Below are 14968 nucleotides of genomic sequence, written 5' to 3' on the forward strand. Positions count from 1 at the left end.
GTCGACGACCCCTCGTCGGCGCGTTCGCGGAAGCCGAACCCGACCGGAGGTCTTCACCCGTGGCCGCGCCCGCCCCCAGCAAGAACAGCCGTAAGGTCCTCGGCCGGCTCTCCCTTCCCGAGCGTACGTTCGTGGCGGACGCCCTGCGTGCCGAGACCGTCGGCGGAGTACTGCTCCTCGTCGCCGCGATCGCCGCCCTCGTCTGGGCCAACACCCCGCTCAGCGACAGCTACGAGGCCGTGCGCGACTTCCACATCGGCCCCTCCGCGCTCGGCCTCCACCTGTCGCTTGAGCACTGGGCCGCCGACGGACTGCTCGCCGTGTTCTTCTTCGTCGCCGGCATCGAGCTCAAGCGCGAACTCGTCGCCGGTGACCTGCGCGACCCCAAGGCGGCCATGCTGCCCGTCGCCGCCGCGCTCTGCGGCATGGCGATCCCCGCGCTCGTCTACTTCCTGGTCAACGTCACGGGCGGCGGCTCGCTCGACGGCTGGGCCGTGCCGACCGCCACCGACATCGCGTTCGCGCTGGCCGTACTCGCCGTCATCGGCACCTCGCTGCCGTCCTCGCTGCGCGCGTTCCTGCTCACGCTCGCCGTCGTCGACGACCTCTTCGCGATCCTGATCATCGCTGTCTTCTTCACCAGCGACATCAACTTCGCGGCCCTCGCGGGCGCCGTCGTCGGCCTCGCCGTCTTCTGGCTGCTCCTGCGCAAGGGCGTACGCGGCTGGTACATCTACGTGCCGCTGGCCCTCGTCATCTGGGGCCTGATGTACAACAGCGGCATCCACTCCACCATCGCCGGTGTCGCCATGGGGCTCATGCTGCGCTGCACCCGGCAGGACGGCGAGGAGCACTCCCCCGGCGAGCACATCGAGCACCTGGTGCGCCCCTTCTCGGCGGGGCTCGCCGTGCCGATGTTCGCCCTTCTCAGCGCGGGCGTCGCCGTGTCGGGCAGTGCCCTGACCGACGTGTTCACCAAGCCGGAGACGCTCGGTGTGGTGCTCGGGCTCGTCGTCGGCAAGGCCGTCGGCATCTTCGGCGGCACCTGGCTGACGGCTCGTTTCACCCGAGCCTCGCTCTCCGACGAACTCGCCTGGCCCGACGTGTTCGCGGTCGCGTCCCTCGCCGGCATCGGCTTCACCGTCTCGCTCCTCATCGGCGAACTCGCCTTCGCCGGGAACCCGTTGCTGACCGACGAGATCAAGGCCGCCGTCCTGATGGGTTCCCTCATCGCGGCGGTCCTGTCGAGCGTCCTGCTCAAGCTCCGGAACGCCAAGTACCGCGCGGTCTGCGCCGATGAGGAGCGCGACGACGACCTCGACGGCATCCCCGACATCTACGAGGAGGACAAGCCGGAGTACCACTTGCGGATGGCGGAGATCTACGAGAAGAAGGCCGCCGAACACCGCAGGCTTGCCGAAGTGACGGGCGGGGCAAGCGACGGGAGCAGTCGTCCGGCATGATCTGACAGCAGGTCTGCTACAGATGCCCGTAAAGAGAAGAGGGAGTACGCGATGAGCGCACCCGACGGCACACCGGTCGGCGCCGAACGCAGCATCGGCCAGCTGGTCGCCACGGCCACGACCGAGATGTCCGCGCTGGTGCACGACGAGATCGCCCTGGCGAAGGCCCAGCTCAAGCAGGACGTCAAGCGCGGCGCGGTCGGCGGCGGCGCCCTGGCGGCAGCCGGCGTGGTCCTGCTCTTCTCCCTGCCCATGCTGAGCTTCGCGCTCGCCTACGGGATCCAGGCCTGGACCGGCGGGCACAACGGCGAGGGCGGCTGGAACCTCGGCTGGTGCTTCCTGCTGTCCTTCGCGGCGAACGTGCTGGTGGCCGGCCTGCTCGCGCTGATCGGCGTCGTCTTCGCGAAGAAGGCCAAGAAGGGCAAGGGCCCGCAGAAGGTCGCCGCCTCGGTCAAGGAGACGGCAGGCGTACTGGGGAACGCCAAACCGCACCCCCGTCAGGTGGTCCCGGCGAACCGAGTCGGCGACACGGTCGAGGCTGTGGCACGCTCGTCTTCATGACGGACCCCGCCACCCCTTCGGCCCAGCCCGCCTCGGTCGTACGCATCGGCGTCCCGGGCGGCGGCGAGCTGACCCACCGGGACGTCGCCGCCAACGGCGCGCGCTTCCACATCGCCGAGATGGGCGACGGGCCACTGGTCCTGCTCCTGCACGGCTTCCCCCAGTTCTGGTGGACGTGGCGGCACCAGATGGTGGCGCTCGCCGACGCAGGGTTCCGGGCCGTGGCCATGGACCTGCGCGGCGTCGGCGGCAGCGACCGCACCCCCCGCGGCTACGACCCGGCGAACCTCGCCCTCGACATCACGGGCGTCGTACGGTCCCTCGGCGAGCCCGACGCGGCGCTCGTGGGGCACGACCTGGGCGGCTATCTCGCGTGGACCGCGGCCGTCATGCGGCCCAAGCTGGTGCGCCGGCTCGTGGTCTCCTCGATGCCGCACCCCCGGCGCTGGCGCTCGGCGATGCTGTCCGACGTCAAGCAGACCGCCGCGGGCTCGTACGTCTGGGGCTTCCAGCGGCCGTGGGTGCCGGAGCGTCAGCTCGTCGCGGACGACGGCGCCCTGGTCGGGCGGCTGATCCGGGACTGGTCCGGGCCGCGTCTCCCCGACGACGAGGCCGTGGACGTGTACCGGCGCGCCATGTGCATCCCGTCCACGGCACATTGCTCGGTCGAGCCGTACCGCTGGATGGTGCGGTCGATGGCCCGTCCGGACGGCATCCAGTTCAACCGGCGCATGAAGCGTCCGGTGCGGGTGCCGACGCTGCATCTGCACGGCTCGCTCGACCCCGTGATGCGTACGCGCAGCGCGGCGGGCTCCGGCGAGTACGTCGAAGCGCCGTACCGCTGGCGGCTGTTCGACGGTCTGGGGCACTTCCCGCACGAGGAGGACCCGGTCGCGTTCTCCAGCGAACTGGTCAGCTGGCTGAAGGACCCCGAGCCCGACCGGTGACGGCCGCGCGGCCGCCCTCGCACGATCGGGTGACGCGTTCGAGCCATGTCCGGGAACAACTGTCCCTCGAACTGCCAATTGCCTGGCGCATAGGCCAATTGGGGGGCGTGCGCGCGATTACCGACCTTGGGGCACGGGCACACGTCGGGGTATGGGCTGGACGCACGACTACAGTGACGCAGCACGCAACCGCCGCTCAGCCACGGTGCTGAGCCGTCACCCGGGGGGTGGCCCGCAGGAATCGGGCCATGACCAAACCCCTCCGGGAATCAACATTCCCCGCATCCTGCGCCGCCGGGCCCGCTGGGTCTCGGCCCGGCTGCGGCACACACGCGACTGACGCGTCACCGGCCCGGCCTTCACCGCCTCCCGAACCTCACAGGGCGCAGTTGTCGCTGCCCACCTGCTGGTTGGCCGTGCGGCCGCGGTCGATGTCCTGGCTGATCTCGTCTCGGGTGAGCGCGTACCCGGTCTGGGCGCTGTCGAGTGACTTCGCGAAGACCACGCCGTACACCTTGCCCTCGGGCGTGAGCAGCGGGCCGCCGGAGTTGCCCTGGCGGACGGTCGCGTAGAGCGAGTACACATCGCGTTGCACGGTGCCGCGGTGGTAGATGTCCGGGCCGTTGGCCGTGATGCGGCCGCGCACGCGCGCGGGGCGGACGTCGTACGCGCCGTTCTCCGGGAAGCCGGCGACGATCGCGCCTGCGCCGCGCTCGGCGTCCGTGGACGTGAACTGGAGCGGGGGCGCCTTCAGCGTGGGCACGTCGAGTACGGCGATGTCGCGCTTCCAGTCGTAGAGGACGACCTTCGCCGCGTACATCCGGCCTTCGCCGCCTATCTGTACGTTCGGCTCGTCCACGCCGCCGACCACGTGCGCGTTCGTCATGACGCGGCGGTCGGCGAAGACGAAGCCGGAGCCTTCGAGGACCTTGCCGCAACTGGGGGCCTGGCCGGTCACCTTGACGATGGAGCGCTTGGCCGTCTGCACGACCGGGCTGTTCGCCAGCTTCGGGTCGGGGGGCTGGACGTCGGTGATCGGCTCGTTCGAGAACGGGCTGAAGACCTGCGGGAAGCCGTTCTGCGCGAGCGCGGACGAGAAGTCCGCGAACCACGTGTTCGCCTGCGTGGGCAGGGCTCTGGACACGCCGAGCAGGACCTTGGAGTTGCGCACTTCCTTGCCGAGCGTGGGCAGCGTCGTGCCGGCCAGGGCCGAGCCGATGAGCCACGCGACGAGGAGCATCGCCACCACGTTCACCACGGCACCGCCCGTGGCGTCCAGGGCGCGGGCCGGGGACCAGGTGATGTACCGGCGCAGCTTGTTCCCCAGGTGCGTGGTGAACGCCTGTCCCACGGAGGCACAGACGATGACCACGATCACGGCGACGACGGCCGCGGTCGTACTCACCTTGGCCTCGTCGGTCACCGCGCTCCAGATGGCGGGCAGGACGTAGACCGCGACGAGGCCGCCGCCCAGGAAGCCGATCACCGACAGGATGCCGACGACGAAGCCCTGGCGGTAGCCCACGATCGCGAACCACACGGCGGCGACGAGCAACAGGATGTCCAGCACATTCACGTGGGCCACCCTGTCATGAGCGCCAGTCGAGTGGGACCTGCTTACTGCGGTCCCAGGGGCGCTCCCATCCCGCGTAGTGCAGGATCCGGTCGATCACTCCGGCCGTAAAGCCCCAGACCAGAGCCGATTCGACGAGGAACGCCGGGCCCTGGTGGCCCCTCGGGTGGACCGCCGTCGCACGGTGGCGCGGATCCGTGAGATCCGCCACGGGGACCGTGAAGACGCGGGCCGTCTCCGCCGGGTCGACCGCCTGCACCGGCGTCGGTGTGCGCCACCAGCCGAGGACCGGCGTCACCACGAAGCTGCTCACCGGGATGTACAGCTTCGGCAGGACGCCGAAGAGCTGGACACCGCGCGGATCGAGCCCGGTCTCCTCCTCCGCCTCGCGCAGGGCGGCGCGCAGCGGCCCGTCCGTACGCGGATCGCCGTCCTCCGGGTCGAGGGCGCCGCCCGGGAAGGACGGCTGGCCCGCGTGCGAGCGCAGCGATGTGGCGCGCTCCATGAGCAGCAGCTCGGGGCCGCGCTCGCCCTCACCGAAGAGGATCAGGACGGCGGACTGGCGCCCGTCGCCGCTCTCGGGCGGCAGGAAACGGCTCAGCTGCAGCGGCTCGACCGTGTCGGCGGCCTTCACGACCGGGTCGAGCCACTCGGGCAGCCCCTCGCGGCTCAGCCGCACGGGCTCGATCTTCGTCACGCGCTCTTCGTGCGCCTCACTGTGTGCATGCGTCATAGGCACCCCCGTCCAACTGAACACAACGCCCGCGCCCTCACCGTTCGTTCCGCGATGCGTCACTCCCCCGTGGCGGGCGGCGCGGTGGCGCCGAGCGGGGGCGCCGGGATACCGCCGGCGTCCAGGTACGACTGCGGGGGCTTCAGGCGCTGGCCGGGGAAGCCGCCCTTCTCGTACTTCAGGAGCTTCTTCGCCTTCTCCGGGTCGGTCTCGCCCTCCCCGTACGCCGGGCAGAGCGGCGCGATCGGGCAGGCGCCGCAGGCGGGCTTGCGGGCGTGGCAGATCCGGCGGCCGTGGAAGATCACGTGGTGGGAGAGCATCGTCCAGTCGCTCTTCGGGAAGAGCTCGCCGATGGCCTTCTCGACCTTGTCCGGGTCGGTCTCCTCCGTCCACTTCCAGCGCCGCACGAGCCGCCCGAAGTGCGTGTCCACGGTGATTCCCGGCCGCCCGAAGGCGTTGCCCATCACGACGAAGGCGGTCTTGCGGCCGACGCCGGGCAGCTTGACGAGGTCTTCGAGACGCCCCGGGACCTCGCCCCCGAACTCGTCCCGCAGTGCCGCCGCGAGCCCCATGATCGACTTCGTCTTGGCGCGGAAGAACCCGGTGGGCCGGATCAGCTCCTCGACGTCCTCGGGGTTCGCGGCCGCGAGGTCCTCCGGGGTCGGGTACCTGGCGAAGAGGGCGGGCGTCGTCTGATTGACCCGCAGATCGGTGGTCTGGGCGGACATCACCGTGGCGACGAGCAGCTGGAAGGGGTTCTCGAAGTCCAGCTCGGGGTGGGCGTACGGGTACACCTCGGCGAGCTCACGATTGATGCGCCGGGCCCGCCGGACGAGCGCGGTGCGGGACTCGGGCTTGGCAGCGGCCTTCTTCGGGGGCTTGTCCGACTTCGCGGCGGCGGCCTTCTTCACGGGCTTGGCGGCGCCGGCCTTCTTCGCGGCAGCACGCTTGCCTCCGGAACCCGCGGCACCACCGGAACCCACGCCACCACCAGTCCTCTTCCCCGCGGAAGCCGCAGCACCCCCGGCGCCATCCCCGGCACCCCTAGCCCGCTTTACCCCTTTTGCCGCTTTCTCGGGCGTGGCCGGGGCCTGTTCGCCCACAGCGGAATTACGTCCCGTGGTCACCGTCCCAGCCCCCTTGGCCTCTGCTCTCACCGGCGTTTTGGACACTCGGCCAGCCTAAAGGCCGCCGCTGACATCCGCCGTGGACCCCGCGGATCAGTCCTCGATTGGCCCCCTCCCCCACAGCTTGCGACGCCCGTGCGGCAGACTTGTGCCTGAGTGACTGATCACACTGTTTGGACCGTCCGGCAAAATGGGGAGCGGGAACCCGGTCCCCGGATGCAGGTCGACATAGGAGAGAAACTCGTGGACGACGTTCTGCGGCGCGCCCCGCTTTTCGCGGCGCTCGATGATGAGCAGGCCGCGGAGCTCCGCGCCTCCATGAGTGAGGTGACCCTCGCGCGCGGCGACGCCCTCTTCCACGAGGGCGACCCCGGAGACCGCCTGTACGTGGTCACCGAGGGCAAGGTGAAGCTCCACCGCACCTCCCCCGACGGCCGCGAGAACATGCTCGCGGTGCTCGGCCCCGGCGAGCTGATCGGCGAGCTCTCGCTGTTCGACCCGGGCCCGCGCACGGCGACCGCCTCCGCGCTCACCGAGGTCAAGCTCCTCGGCCTCGGCCACGGCGACCTCCTGCCCTGGCTGAACGCGCGCCCCGAGGTGGCCTCCGCCCTGCTGCGCGCCGTCGCCCGGCGCCTGCGCAAGACCAACGACCAGATGTCCGACCTGGTCTTCTCGGACGTGCCGGGCCGCGTGGCCCGCGCGCTCCTGGACCTCTCCCGCCGCTTCGGTGTGCAGTCGGAGGAGGGCATTCACGTCGTGCACGACCTGACGCAGGAGGAGCTGGCCCAGCTGGTCGGCGCCTCCCGCGAGACGGTGAACAAGGCGCTCGCGGACTTCGCGGGCCGCGGCTGGCTCCGCCTGGAGGCCCGCGCCGTGATCCTGCTCGACGTGGAGCGCCTCGCGAAGCGCTCGCGCTGACACCTTCGTTCAAGGCGTACGGGTCCCGTCTCCCTCCGGGGAGGCGGGATCACCCGTTCACCGCCGCGGAAAATGCCGGGACTGCAGCCGCCCGACCCGGCACAGTGGGCCCATGGACCTCACCGCCCGCGGCCTGGACGACCGCGGATTCATCGAGCGCGAAGGCTCTCTGAGCCGGATCCAGCCGGACTTCCGCCCCGTGGTGTCCGCGGCGCGCGACGGTCTCCTCGCCGGCTTCGGACCGCGGATGGCGAGCGCGTACCTCTACGGCTCCGTGCCGCGTGGCACCGCCCGCCTCGGCCGCAGCGACCTCGACCTCCTCCTCGCACTGCGCGAGGAGCCGACGGACGACGACAGGGCGGACGCGGGCGCCCTGGCCGAAGGCCTGAACAAACAATTCGCCCAGATCGACGGCGTAGGGCTGCTGATCCTCAGCCGGAGCCAGGTCCTCAGCGACCTCGAACGACACGACCTCGGCTGGTTCGTGGCCTGCCTCTGCACTCCGCTCCTCGGCGAGGACCTGGCCGAATACCTGCCGCGCTACCGCCCCGACTCCCTCCTGGCCCGGGAGACCAACGGCGACCTGCGCCTGCTCCTGACGCGCTGGCGCGAACGCATCGCGCGGGGCGACGACCCGCGCACCCTGGACCGCCAGATCTCCCGTCACCTCGTCCGCACCGGCTTCACGCTCGTCATGCCCCGCTGGAACGGCTGGACCAGTGATCTGACGCAGATGGCCGAGGTGTTCGGCACGTACTACCCGCAGTGGGCGGACGCGATGCGACAGGCCTCCGAGGCGGCGTACGAACCGGTGGGCGCACCGCACACCCTCCGGTCGTACACCGAGGACCTGGGCCCGTGGCTGGCGGCAGAATACGAAGCCGTGCACGGAGTGAAGGCCCCCCGCCCCTGACCCGGGAAGCAGGACACCGATGAGTTCAGCGTCGACGGACAGCCTGGCCGAGCGGTTCGAGGAGTCACGGGGGCACTTGCGCGCCGTGGCCTACCGGATGCTCGGCTCGTTCAGCGAGGCGGAGGACGCCGTACAGGAGACGTGGCTGCGGCTCCAGCGGTCCGACACCTCGGCCGTCGAGAACCTCGGCGGCTGGCTCACCACCGTCACGGGCCGGATCTGCCTGGACCTGCTGCGCTCGCGCAAGGCAAGGGGCGAAGAGCCCCTGGAAACCCACGTACCCGACCCCCTGGTCACGAGCCTCGACACCCCGGACCCCGAACAACAGGCGCTCCAGGCGGACTCGGTGGGCCTGGCGCTGCTCGTGGTCCTGGACTCGCTGGCGCCGTTGGAGCGGCTGGCGTTCGTGCTGCACGACCTGTTCGCGGTGCCGTTCGACGACATCGCGCCGATCGTGGAGCGCACACCGGCGGCGACCCGGCAGCTGGCGAGCCGCGCGCGCCGCCGCGTCCAGGGAGCCCCGCCTCCGGAGACGGACCTGGTACGCCAGCGCGAGGTGGTCGAGGCGTTCCTCTCGGCGGCCCGCGAGGGCGACTTCGAGGGACTGCTGGCGGTCCTGGACCCGAACGTACTGCTACGGGCGGACGCCGGGGCAACAGACCTCTCGCGCCTGGTCCGAGGCGCTCACGCGGTGGCGTCCGGGGCGATCATGTTCCAGCGCATGGCACCGCACGTACGCGTTGTGCTGGTCAACGGCACGATCGGCCTCCTGGCACTGCCGGAGGGCCGCCCGGCATCGCTGATGTCCTTCACGATCACGGACACCGGAATCACAGAGCTGAACGTTCTGGCGGACGAGGACCGTCTGCAGCGCCTGACCCGGGCGGCCCGACCCGGGCGGCCCTCTAGATGAGCCCGTGCTCCGTCAAATAATCGAGCTGAGCCAGCACAGACAACTCGGCAGCAGGCCACAGGGACCGATCCACACCCGCGTACACATGGGCAACGATTTCTGACGCCGTGACATAACCGCTCTCGACGGCGGTCTCGACCTGGGCGAGCCGGTTGGCGCGGTGGGCGAGGTAGAACTCGACGGCGCCCTGGGCGTCTTCGAGTACGGGCCCGTGCCCCGGCAGCACGGTGTCGACCCCGTCGTCGACGGTGAGGGACCGCAGCCGCCGCAGCGAGTCGAGATAGTCCCCGAGCCGCCCGTCGGGATGGGCGACGACGGTGGTCCCGCGCCCGAGCACGGTGTCACCGGTCAGCACGGCGCGATCGGCGGGCAGATGGAAACAGAGCGAATCAGCGGTATGCCCAGGCGCGGCGACCACACGCAACTCAAGCCCGCCAACAGCCACAACATCCCCACCGCCCAGCCCCTCGTCCCCAAGCCGCAGAGCAGGATCGAGGGCCCGCACCTTGGTCCGGGTCAGCTCGGCGAACCTGCCGGCGCCCTCCGCGTGATCGGGGTGCCCATGAGTGAGAAGGGTCAGAGCCACACGCTTGCCGGCAGCCTCAGCGACCGCGACAACCGTCCGCAGATGCACGTCGTCGAGCGGCCCGGGATCGATCACCACGGCAAGCTCGGAGTCAGGCTCGGAAACGATCCACGTATTGGTCCCGTCCAGGGTCATCGCGGAGGCGTTCGGAGCCAGCACGTTGACCGCGCGCGCGGTGGCGGGCCCGGACAGCACCCCGCCACGGGGCTGTCCGGGAAGGGCGGCGGCTTCGGTCATGCGGAGGCTCCCCCGGGCGTGGTCGGAATGTGCTTGGTGAACTCATCATGACCGGGCCAGGACAGAACAATCTCCCCGCCCTCCAGCCGGGCCCGAGCGAGCACAGGGGAAAGATCCTGCGTCGCGGCCCCCACGAGGGCCCCCTCGGCGCTGTCGAAGCCGGCCAGCGCCCGCAGCGTCGCGATCGTGGGCGGCATCATCATCAGCTCGCCCTTGTCGTACCCTTCGGCGGCCTGCTCGGGCCGGATCCACACGGTCCGATCGGCTTCAGTAGAGGCGTTACGGGTGCGCTGCCCCTCCGGCAGAGCGGCGACGAAGAACCAGGTGTCGTACCGCCGGGGCTCGAACTCGGGCGTGATCCACCGCGCCCAGGCCCCCAGGAGATCGGACCGCAGAACCAGCCCACGCCGCCCGAGGAACTCCCCGAACGACAACTCCCTCTGGACGAGCGCCTCCCGGTCGGCCTCCCAGGACTCACCGGTCGTGTCCCCCACCACGGACGCCGCATCGGGCCCGGCGAGCAGCACGCCCGCCTCCTCGTACGTCTCCCGCACGGCGGCACACACGATCGCCTGCGCCGACTTCTCGTCCACGCCGAGCCGAGCCGCCCACGCCGCACGCGAGGGCCCGCCCCACCGCACGACCGACTCGTCGTCACGGGGATCCACGCCGCCGCCCGGATACGCGTACGCGCCCCCGGCGAAAGCCATGGAGGCGCGTCGACGCAACATATGCACTTCGGGACCGGCGACCGCGTCCCGCAGAAGCATGACGGTCGCGGCCCGCCGCGGCACAGCGGCCGCCAGCTCACCCGCCGCGAGCGCACGAATCCGCTCGGGCCACTCCGGGGGATACCACTGCCCATTCGCCATGGCCGGAGGCTATCCGCTACCAAGCGGATGTTCGAGAGCCACAGACGATCAAGTACGGAACAGGGCAACCCGCGATCACCCACGTACGAGCAAGAAGGACCGCCGAACCACCCACAGCCCCGCAGCCACGTACGAACCAGAAGGGGCCGGCGGATCACCCACCGGCCCCCGCCCCCACGAGACGGAGCACACCAGGACGGCCCCGGACCGGACCCGGGACCTCAGCCCCAACTCCCAGCCCGCTCACAATCCTCAGCGGAGCGAAAAGCTCAACCCGAAACGAGCTCGACCTGAACCTCGACCTCAACAGGCGCGTCCAGCGGCAGAACGGCCACACCCACGGCGGACCGAGCGTGCACACCCTTCTCGCCGAGAACCTCGGCGAAGAGCTCACTGGCCCCGTTCACCACACCCGGCTGCCCGGTGAAGTCGGGCGCGGAGGCCACAAAGCCCACGACCTTCACCACACGAGCGACCCGATCGAGATCACCGGCAACGGACTTCACCGCGGCGAGCGCGTTCAGCGCACACGTACGGGCCAGCTCCTTGGCCTGCTCGGCGGTGACCTCGGCCCCCACCTTCCCGGTGACCGGAAGCTTCCCGTCCACCATCGGCAGCTGACCGGCCGTGTACACGTACACACCGGACTGCACGGCCGGCTGGTAAGAGGCGAGCGGCGGCACGACCTCGGGCAGGGTCAGCCCGAGCTCGGCGAGGCGCGCGTCGACGACCCCGCTCATGCCTTCGCCCGCTTCAGGTAGGCCACGAGCTGCTCGGGGTTGTTCGGCCCGGGCACGACCTGGACGAGCTCCCAGCCGTCCTCGCCCCAGGTGTCCAGAATCTGCTTGGTCGCGTGCACGAGAAGAGGCACGGTCGCGTATTCCCACTTGGTCATACGGCCGACTGTAGCCGCTGGACCGGCGATGACCGACAGCCTCCTGCGTAGCCCGCTCGCGGACTGGTTAGGCTCGAAGACGTGAGCAGGCTCCAGGTCGTCAGCGGCAAGGGCGGTACCGGAAAGACCACGGTCGCCGCCGCACTGGCGCTCGCCCTCGCGACCGAGGGCAAGCGCACTCTCCTGGTGGAGGTGGAAGGACGCCAGGGCATCGCACAGCTCTTCGAGACGGAAGCACTGCCGTACGAGGAACGGAAGATCGCGGTAGCCCCGGGGGGCGGCGAGGTGTTCGCACTCGCCATCGACCCGGAGCTGGCGCTGCTGGACTACCTCCAGATGTTCTACAAGCTGGGCGGCGCGGGCAGGGCGCTCAAAAAGCTGGGCGCGATCGACTTCGCGACAACGGTGGCGCCGGGCCTGAGGGACGTACTCCTGACGGGCAAGGCCTGCGAGGCGGTACGCCGAAAGACGAAACAGAACAAATACGCCTACGACTACGTGGTGATGGACGCCCCGCCGACGGGCCGCATCACGCGCTTCCTGAACGTGAACGACGAGGTCGCTGGCCTGGCCAAGATCGGCCCGATACACAACCAGGCGCAGGCGGTCATGCGGGTTCTCAAGTCTCCGGAGACGGCGGTGCACTTGGTGACGCTGCTGGAGGAGATGCCGGTCCAGGAGACGTCGGACGGTATCGCGGAGCTGCAGGCGGCGAACCTCCCCGTGGGCAGGCTCATCGTGAACATGGTGCGCCCTGCGGTCCTGGACGACGCCGAACTGACGCTGGCGCAGGGCGGCGTGCCCAGGGCGGCCATCGCCAAGTCCCTGTCCGCGGCGGGCCTGGGCGGCGCCCGCAGAGGCGGCAACGCCGAACGCCTGGTGACCCCGCTCCTCGACCAGGCGGCGGAGTACGCGGAACGGCACGACCTGGAGCGCAGCCAGCGCGCGGTGCTGGCCGATTCGGGCCTGCCGCTGCACGAACTGCCGCTGCTGACCGAGGGGATGGACCTGGCGGGCCTGTACCGGCTGGCCACGGAACTGCGGAAGCAAGGGATCTAGAGACACATGACGTCGTCCCTGAGCCTGAACCCGACGGACACCCACGTACTCGACGTGGACCCACTCATCGACGACCCCGGGACGCGCATCGTGGTGTGCTGCGGCTCCGGCGGCGTCGGCAAGACGACGACGGCGGCGGCGCTCGGCCTGCGCGCCGCGGAGCGCGGCCGCAAGGTGGTCGTGCTGACGATCGACCCGGCCCGCAGGCTCGCCCAGTCGATGGGCATCGACTCCCTGGACAACACCCCGCGCCGCGTGAAGGGGATCGTCACCGTCGAAGGAGCAGAGGGCGGCGAACTGCACGCGATGATGCTCGACATGAAGCGGACGTTCGACGAGATCGTCGAGGCGCACGCGGACGGCCAGCGGGCCGAGGCGATTCTGGGCAATCCGTTCTACCAGTCGCTCTCGGCGGGCTTCGCGGGCACGCAGGAGTACATGGCGATGGAGAAGCTGGGCCAGCTGCGGGCCCGGGACGAGTGGGACCTGATCGTCGTCGACACTCCGCCGTCCCGCTCCGCGCTCGACTTCCTGGACGCGCCGAAACGTCTCGGCTCGTTCCTGGACGGCAAGCTGATCCGGGTCCTGATGGCCCCGGCGAAGGTCGGCGGCCGGGCCGGCATGAAGTTCCTGAACGTCGGGATGTCGATGATGACGGGCGCGCTCGGGAAGCTGCTGGGCGGTCAGCTCCTGCGCGACGTACAGACGTTCGTGGCGGCGATGGACACGATGTTCGGCGGTTTCCGCACGCGCGCCGACGCCACGTACAAGCTGCTCCAGGCCCCCGGTACGGCGTTCCTCGTGGTGGCGGCGCCGGAGCGGGACGCGCTGCGCGAGGCGGCGTACTTCGTGGAGCGCCTCGCCGCGGAGGACATGCCCCTGGCCGGGCTCGTACTGAACCGGGTGCACGGCAGCGGTGCCGCGCAGTTGTCGGCCGAGCGGGCGCTCGCGGCCGCAGAAAATCTTGACGAGCGCGGCATTGTGGATCAGGGGGACGGGAAGGTAGAGCTGCGTACCGCTCCCGAAGCAGGCTCCCCCGCCCCAGCAAGGGACACGGCCGACGAGCACGCACAGACGCCGGATAAAACCCCACATAGCGCACCCGTGCACGCACACGCACCCAACTCACCTGACGCAGGCACGCCTGCCACCGCGACCACAGACCGCGCGGCCACAGACCACGCAGCGACAGACCAACTCACGGCAGGCCTGCTGCGATTGCACGCGGAACGCATGCAGCTGCTGGCACGCGAGCAGCGCACACGCGACCGTTTCGCGGCGCTCCACCCGGAGGTGGCGGTCACCGAGGTCGGCGCCCTGCCCGGCGATGTGCACGACCTGGCAGGCCTGAGGACCATCGGGGACCGGCTCGCGGCCGGTGCGGACCCGGCCGGAGCTGCGTGAGCCGTACGGACGTCTCCCGAGGCGCGGGCCGCCACACGGCTCGCACCCCTCGGACGCCCCGGAAGGAGCTCGGCCCCCTCACCCCACGGCGGCGTACCTCTCGTACGTCGCGTCGTCATCGATGTCCACGGGCAGCAGGCCCGCACCGCGCTCGTACTCCGTACGAGCCGTCTCGAGCAGCCGGCGCCACGAGGTGACGGTGGGGCGCCTGCGCAGCAGCGCACGGCGTTCCCGTTCGGTCATGCCACCCCACACGCCGAACTCGACGCGGTTGTCCAGCGCGTCGGCCAGGCACTCGGTCCGCACCGGGCATCCGGTACACACCGCCTTCGCCCGGTTCTGCGCTGCTCCTTGAACGAACAGTTCATCTGGATCGGTAGTGCGGCAGGCCGCCTGCGCACTCCAGTCGGTTACCCAGCCCATACCGGCGCCGTCCTCTCCCGAATCGAGGCTCCCCCACGGCGGCAGCGGCATATTCACCGCCGCCAGTTGAGGACGTTACGGAAGGTGGGCACAGCGCAACACCCCCTTCGGGCCCAATCTTGAATGGCCCGAACGGACTATGCGTAAGCGGCAGATCACCCGACGGAGTGAGCCGAGGGCATGTGCGACCAACCCGGCAAACCGGGGCGTTTCAGTTGAGTCACAGCGGACACCGGGTGACACTCAAGGCGGTTTCGGACACGCCCTCACCACCTCGGAACGACCGCGGAGGGGTGGTGAGATGACTACCGGAACGATTCGGGTTCGCCGGACGTCTTGATACG

At 70.4% G+C, this 14968-nt stretch carries 17 protein-coding genes; 9 read left to right on the top strand and 8 right to left on the bottom strand.

Features of this window, described 5'->3' with window-relative positions; translation table 11 throughout:
* Positions 1 to 59: 59 nt before the first annotated feature.
* From nhaA to OG574_RS22995, 4 genes are all read left to right on the top strand, one after another.
* A complete protein-coding gene (nhaA, locus tag OG574_RS22980) occupies positions 60 to 1463 on the top strand; it encodes a Na+/H+ antiporter NhaA (RefSeq protein WP_326774748.1) in 1404 nt (467 codons plus the stop codon).
* 51 nt (positions 1464 to 1514) lie between these two features.
* Positions 1515 to 2024 (top strand): phage holin family protein, encoded by a 510-nt coding sequence (locus OG574_RS22985; RefSeq protein WP_100596322.1) that lies wholly within the window; start codon positions 1515 to 1517, stop codon positions 2022 to 2024.
* Complete coding sequence (locus OG574_RS22990) at positions 2021 to 2971, top strand: alpha/beta fold hydrolase (RefSeq protein WP_100596323.1); 951 nt, start codon at positions 2021 to 2023, stop codon at positions 2969 to 2971. The genes OG574_RS22985 and OG574_RS22990 overlap by 4 nt, the downstream gene beginning before the upstream one ends.
* A 151-nt stretch (positions 2972 to 3122) precedes the next feature.
* Positions 3123 to 3311 (top strand): hypothetical protein, encoded by a 189-nt coding sequence (locus tag OG574_RS22995; RefSeq protein WP_116511639.1) that lies wholly within the window; start codon positions 3123 to 3125, stop codon positions 3309 to 3311.
* Between the two features lie 36 nt (positions 3312 to 3347).
* On the opposite strand, the gene OG574_RS23000 is transcribed toward OG574_RS22995, so the two are convergent.
* Genes OG574_RS23000 through nth form a run of 3 tightly spaced genes read right to left on the bottom strand, consistent with a single transcriptional unit; the run spans position 3348 to position 6260 of the window.
* On the bottom strand, positions 3348 to 4547 hold the full coding sequence (locus OG574_RS23000) for a MarP family serine protease (RefSeq protein WP_100596517.1): 1200 nt from the start codon (positions 4545 to 4547) through the stop codon (positions 3348 to 3350).
* A 13-nt stretch (positions 4548 to 4560) separates the two neighbouring features.
* The gene (locus OG574_RS23005) at positions 4561 to 5277 is read right to left on the bottom strand and encodes an NUDIX hydrolase (RefSeq protein ID WP_199841925.1); all 717 of its coding nucleotides are present in this window, start codon (positions 5275 to 5277) and stop codon (positions 4561 to 4563) included.
* A 59-nt stretch (positions 5278 to 5336) separates the two neighbouring features.
* Positions 5337 to 6260 carry an endonuclease III gene (gene nth / locus OG574_RS23010; protein ID WP_326774749.1) on the bottom strand — a complete coding sequence of 308 codons (924 nt, stop codon included), beginning with the start codon at positions 6258 to 6260 and terminating at the stop codon, positions 5337 to 5339.
* A gap of 387 nt (positions 6261 to 6647) precedes the next feature.
* Here nth and OG574_RS23015 point away from each other — a divergent pair, with 387 nt between their 5' ends.
* The 3 genes from OG574_RS23015 to OG574_RS23025 all read left to right on the top strand — a co-directional run bounded on the left by OG574_RS23015 (position 6648) and on the right by OG574_RS23025 (position 9148).
* The gene (locus OG574_RS23015; protein WP_100596519.1) at positions 6648 to 7322 is read left to right on the top strand and encodes a Crp/Fnr family transcriptional regulator; all 675 of its coding nucleotides are present in this window, start codon (positions 6648 to 6650) and stop codon (positions 7320 to 7322) included.
* A 112-nt stretch (positions 7323 to 7434) separates the two neighbouring features.
* On the top strand, positions 7435 to 8235 hold the full coding sequence (locus OG574_RS23020; RefSeq protein ID WP_326774750.1) for a nucleotidyltransferase domain-containing protein: 801 nt from the start codon (positions 7435 to 7437) through the stop codon (positions 8233 to 8235).
* Between the two features lie 19 nt (positions 8236 to 8254).
* Positions 8255 to 9148: a sigma-70 family RNA polymerase sigma factor gene (locus OG574_RS23025; protein ID WP_326774751.1), complete on the top strand. Its 894-nt coding sequence runs from the start codon at positions 8255 to 8257 to the stop codon at positions 9146 to 9148.
* Here OG574_RS23025 and OG574_RS23030 read toward each other — a convergent pair.
* From OG574_RS23030 to OG574_RS23045, 4 genes are all read right to left on the bottom strand, one after another.
* Positions 9141 to 9971, bottom strand: a complete 831-nt coding sequence (locus OG574_RS23030; RefSeq protein ID WP_326774752.1) for an MBL fold metallo-hydrolase — start codon at positions 9969 to 9971, stop codon at positions 9141 to 9143. The genes OG574_RS23025 and OG574_RS23030 overlap by 8 nt on opposite strands.
* Complete coding sequence (locus OG574_RS23035) at positions 9968 to 10843, bottom strand: NUDIX hydrolase (protein WP_326774753.1); 876 nt, start codon at positions 10841 to 10843, stop codon at positions 9968 to 9970. Before OG574_RS23035 ends, OG574_RS23030 begins: the two co-directional genes overlap by 4 nt.
* A 269-nt stretch (positions 10844 to 11112) precedes the next feature.
* Positions 11113 to 11583, bottom strand: coding sequence for a RidA family protein (locus OG574_RS23040; protein ID WP_100596330.1), 471 nt, complete (start codon positions 11581 to 11583; stop codon positions 11113 to 11115).
* A complete protein-coding gene (locus OG574_RS23045) occupies positions 11580 to 11738 on the bottom strand; it encodes a DUF4177 domain-containing protein (RefSeq protein ID WP_020129281.1) in 159 nt (52 codons plus the stop codon). The genes OG574_RS23040 and OG574_RS23045 overlap by 4 nt, the downstream gene beginning before the upstream one ends.
* Positions 11739 to 11819: 81 nt before the next feature.
* Here OG574_RS23045 and OG574_RS23050 point away from each other — a divergent pair, with 81 nt between their 5' ends.
* Complete coding sequence (locus OG574_RS23050; RefSeq protein ID WP_326774754.1) at positions 11820 to 12797, top strand: ArsA family ATPase; 978 nt, start codon at positions 11820 to 11822, stop codon at positions 12795 to 12797.
* 6 nt (positions 12798 to 12803) lie between these two features.
* Complete coding sequence (locus tag OG574_RS23055) at positions 12804 to 14201, top strand: ArsA family ATPase (protein ID WP_326774755.1); 1398 nt, start codon at positions 12804 to 12806, stop codon at positions 14199 to 14201.
* 78 nt (positions 14202 to 14279) lie between these two features.
* On the opposite strand, the gene OG574_RS23060 is transcribed toward OG574_RS23055, so the two are convergent.
* On the bottom strand, positions 14280 to 14624 hold the full coding sequence (locus OG574_RS23060) for a WhiB family transcriptional regulator (protein ID WP_199841926.1): 345 nt from the start codon (positions 14622 to 14624) through the stop codon (positions 14280 to 14282).
* Positions 14625 to 14968 lie beyond the last annotated feature (344 nt).

Source organism: Streptomyces sp. NBC_01445 (assembly GCF_035918235.1).
Lineage (GTDB): Bacteria > Actinomycetota > Actinomycetes > Streptomycetales > Streptomycetaceae > Streptomyces.

What these genes read in the sequence shown, in the direction of transcription:
- OG574_RS22985 (WP_100596322.1), top strand. Translation starts at nt 1,515, where the DNA reads ATGAGCGCACCCGACGGCACACCGGTCGGCGCCGAACGCAGCATCGGC.
- OG574_RS23025 (WP_326774751.1), top strand. Translation starts at nt 8,255, where the DNA reads ATGAGTTCAGCGTCGACGGACAGCCTGGCCGAGCGGTTCGAGGAGTCA.
- OG574_RS23045 (WP_020129281.1), bottom strand. Translation starts at nt 11,738, where the DNA reads ATGACCAAGTGGGAATACGCGACCGTGCCTCTTCTCGTGCACGCGACC.
- OG574_RS23055 (WP_326774755.1), top strand. Translation starts at nt 12,804, where the DNA reads ATGACGTCGTCCCTGAGCCTGAACCCGACGGACACCCACGTACTCGAC.
- OG574_RS23005 (WP_199841925.1), bottom strand. Translation starts at nt 5,277, where the DNA reads ATGACGCATGCACACAGTGAGGCGCACGAAGAGCGCGTGACGAAGATC.
- OG574_RS23020 (WP_326774750.1), top strand. Translation starts at nt 7,435, where the DNA reads ATGGACCTCACCGCCCGCGGCCTGGACGACCGCGGATTCATCGAGCGC.
- OG574_RS22995 (WP_116511639.1), top strand. Translation starts at nt 3,123, where the DNA reads ATGGGCTGGACGCACGACTACAGTGACGCAGCACGCAACCGCCGCTCA.
- OG574_RS23035 (WP_326774753.1), bottom strand. Translation starts at nt 10,843, where the DNA reads ATGGCGAATGGGCAGTGGTATCCCCCGGAGTGGCCCGAGCGGATTCGT.
- OG574_RS23030 (WP_326774752.1), bottom strand. Translation starts at nt 9,971, where the DNA reads ATGACCGAAGCCGCCGCCCTTCCCGGACAGCCCCGTGGCGGGGTGCTG.
- OG574_RS23060 (WP_199841926.1), bottom strand. Translation starts at nt 14,624, where the DNA reads ATGGGCTGGGTAACCGACTGGAGTGCGCAGGCGGCCTGCCGCACTACC.
- OG574_RS22990 (WP_100596323.1), top strand. Translation starts at nt 2,021, where the DNA reads ATGACGGACCCCGCCACCCCTTCGGCCCAGCCCGCCTCGGTCGTACGC.
- OG574_RS23040 (WP_100596330.1), bottom strand. Translation starts at nt 11,583, where the DNA reads ATGAGCGGGGTCGTCGACGCGCGCCTCGCCGAGCTCGGGCTGACCCTG.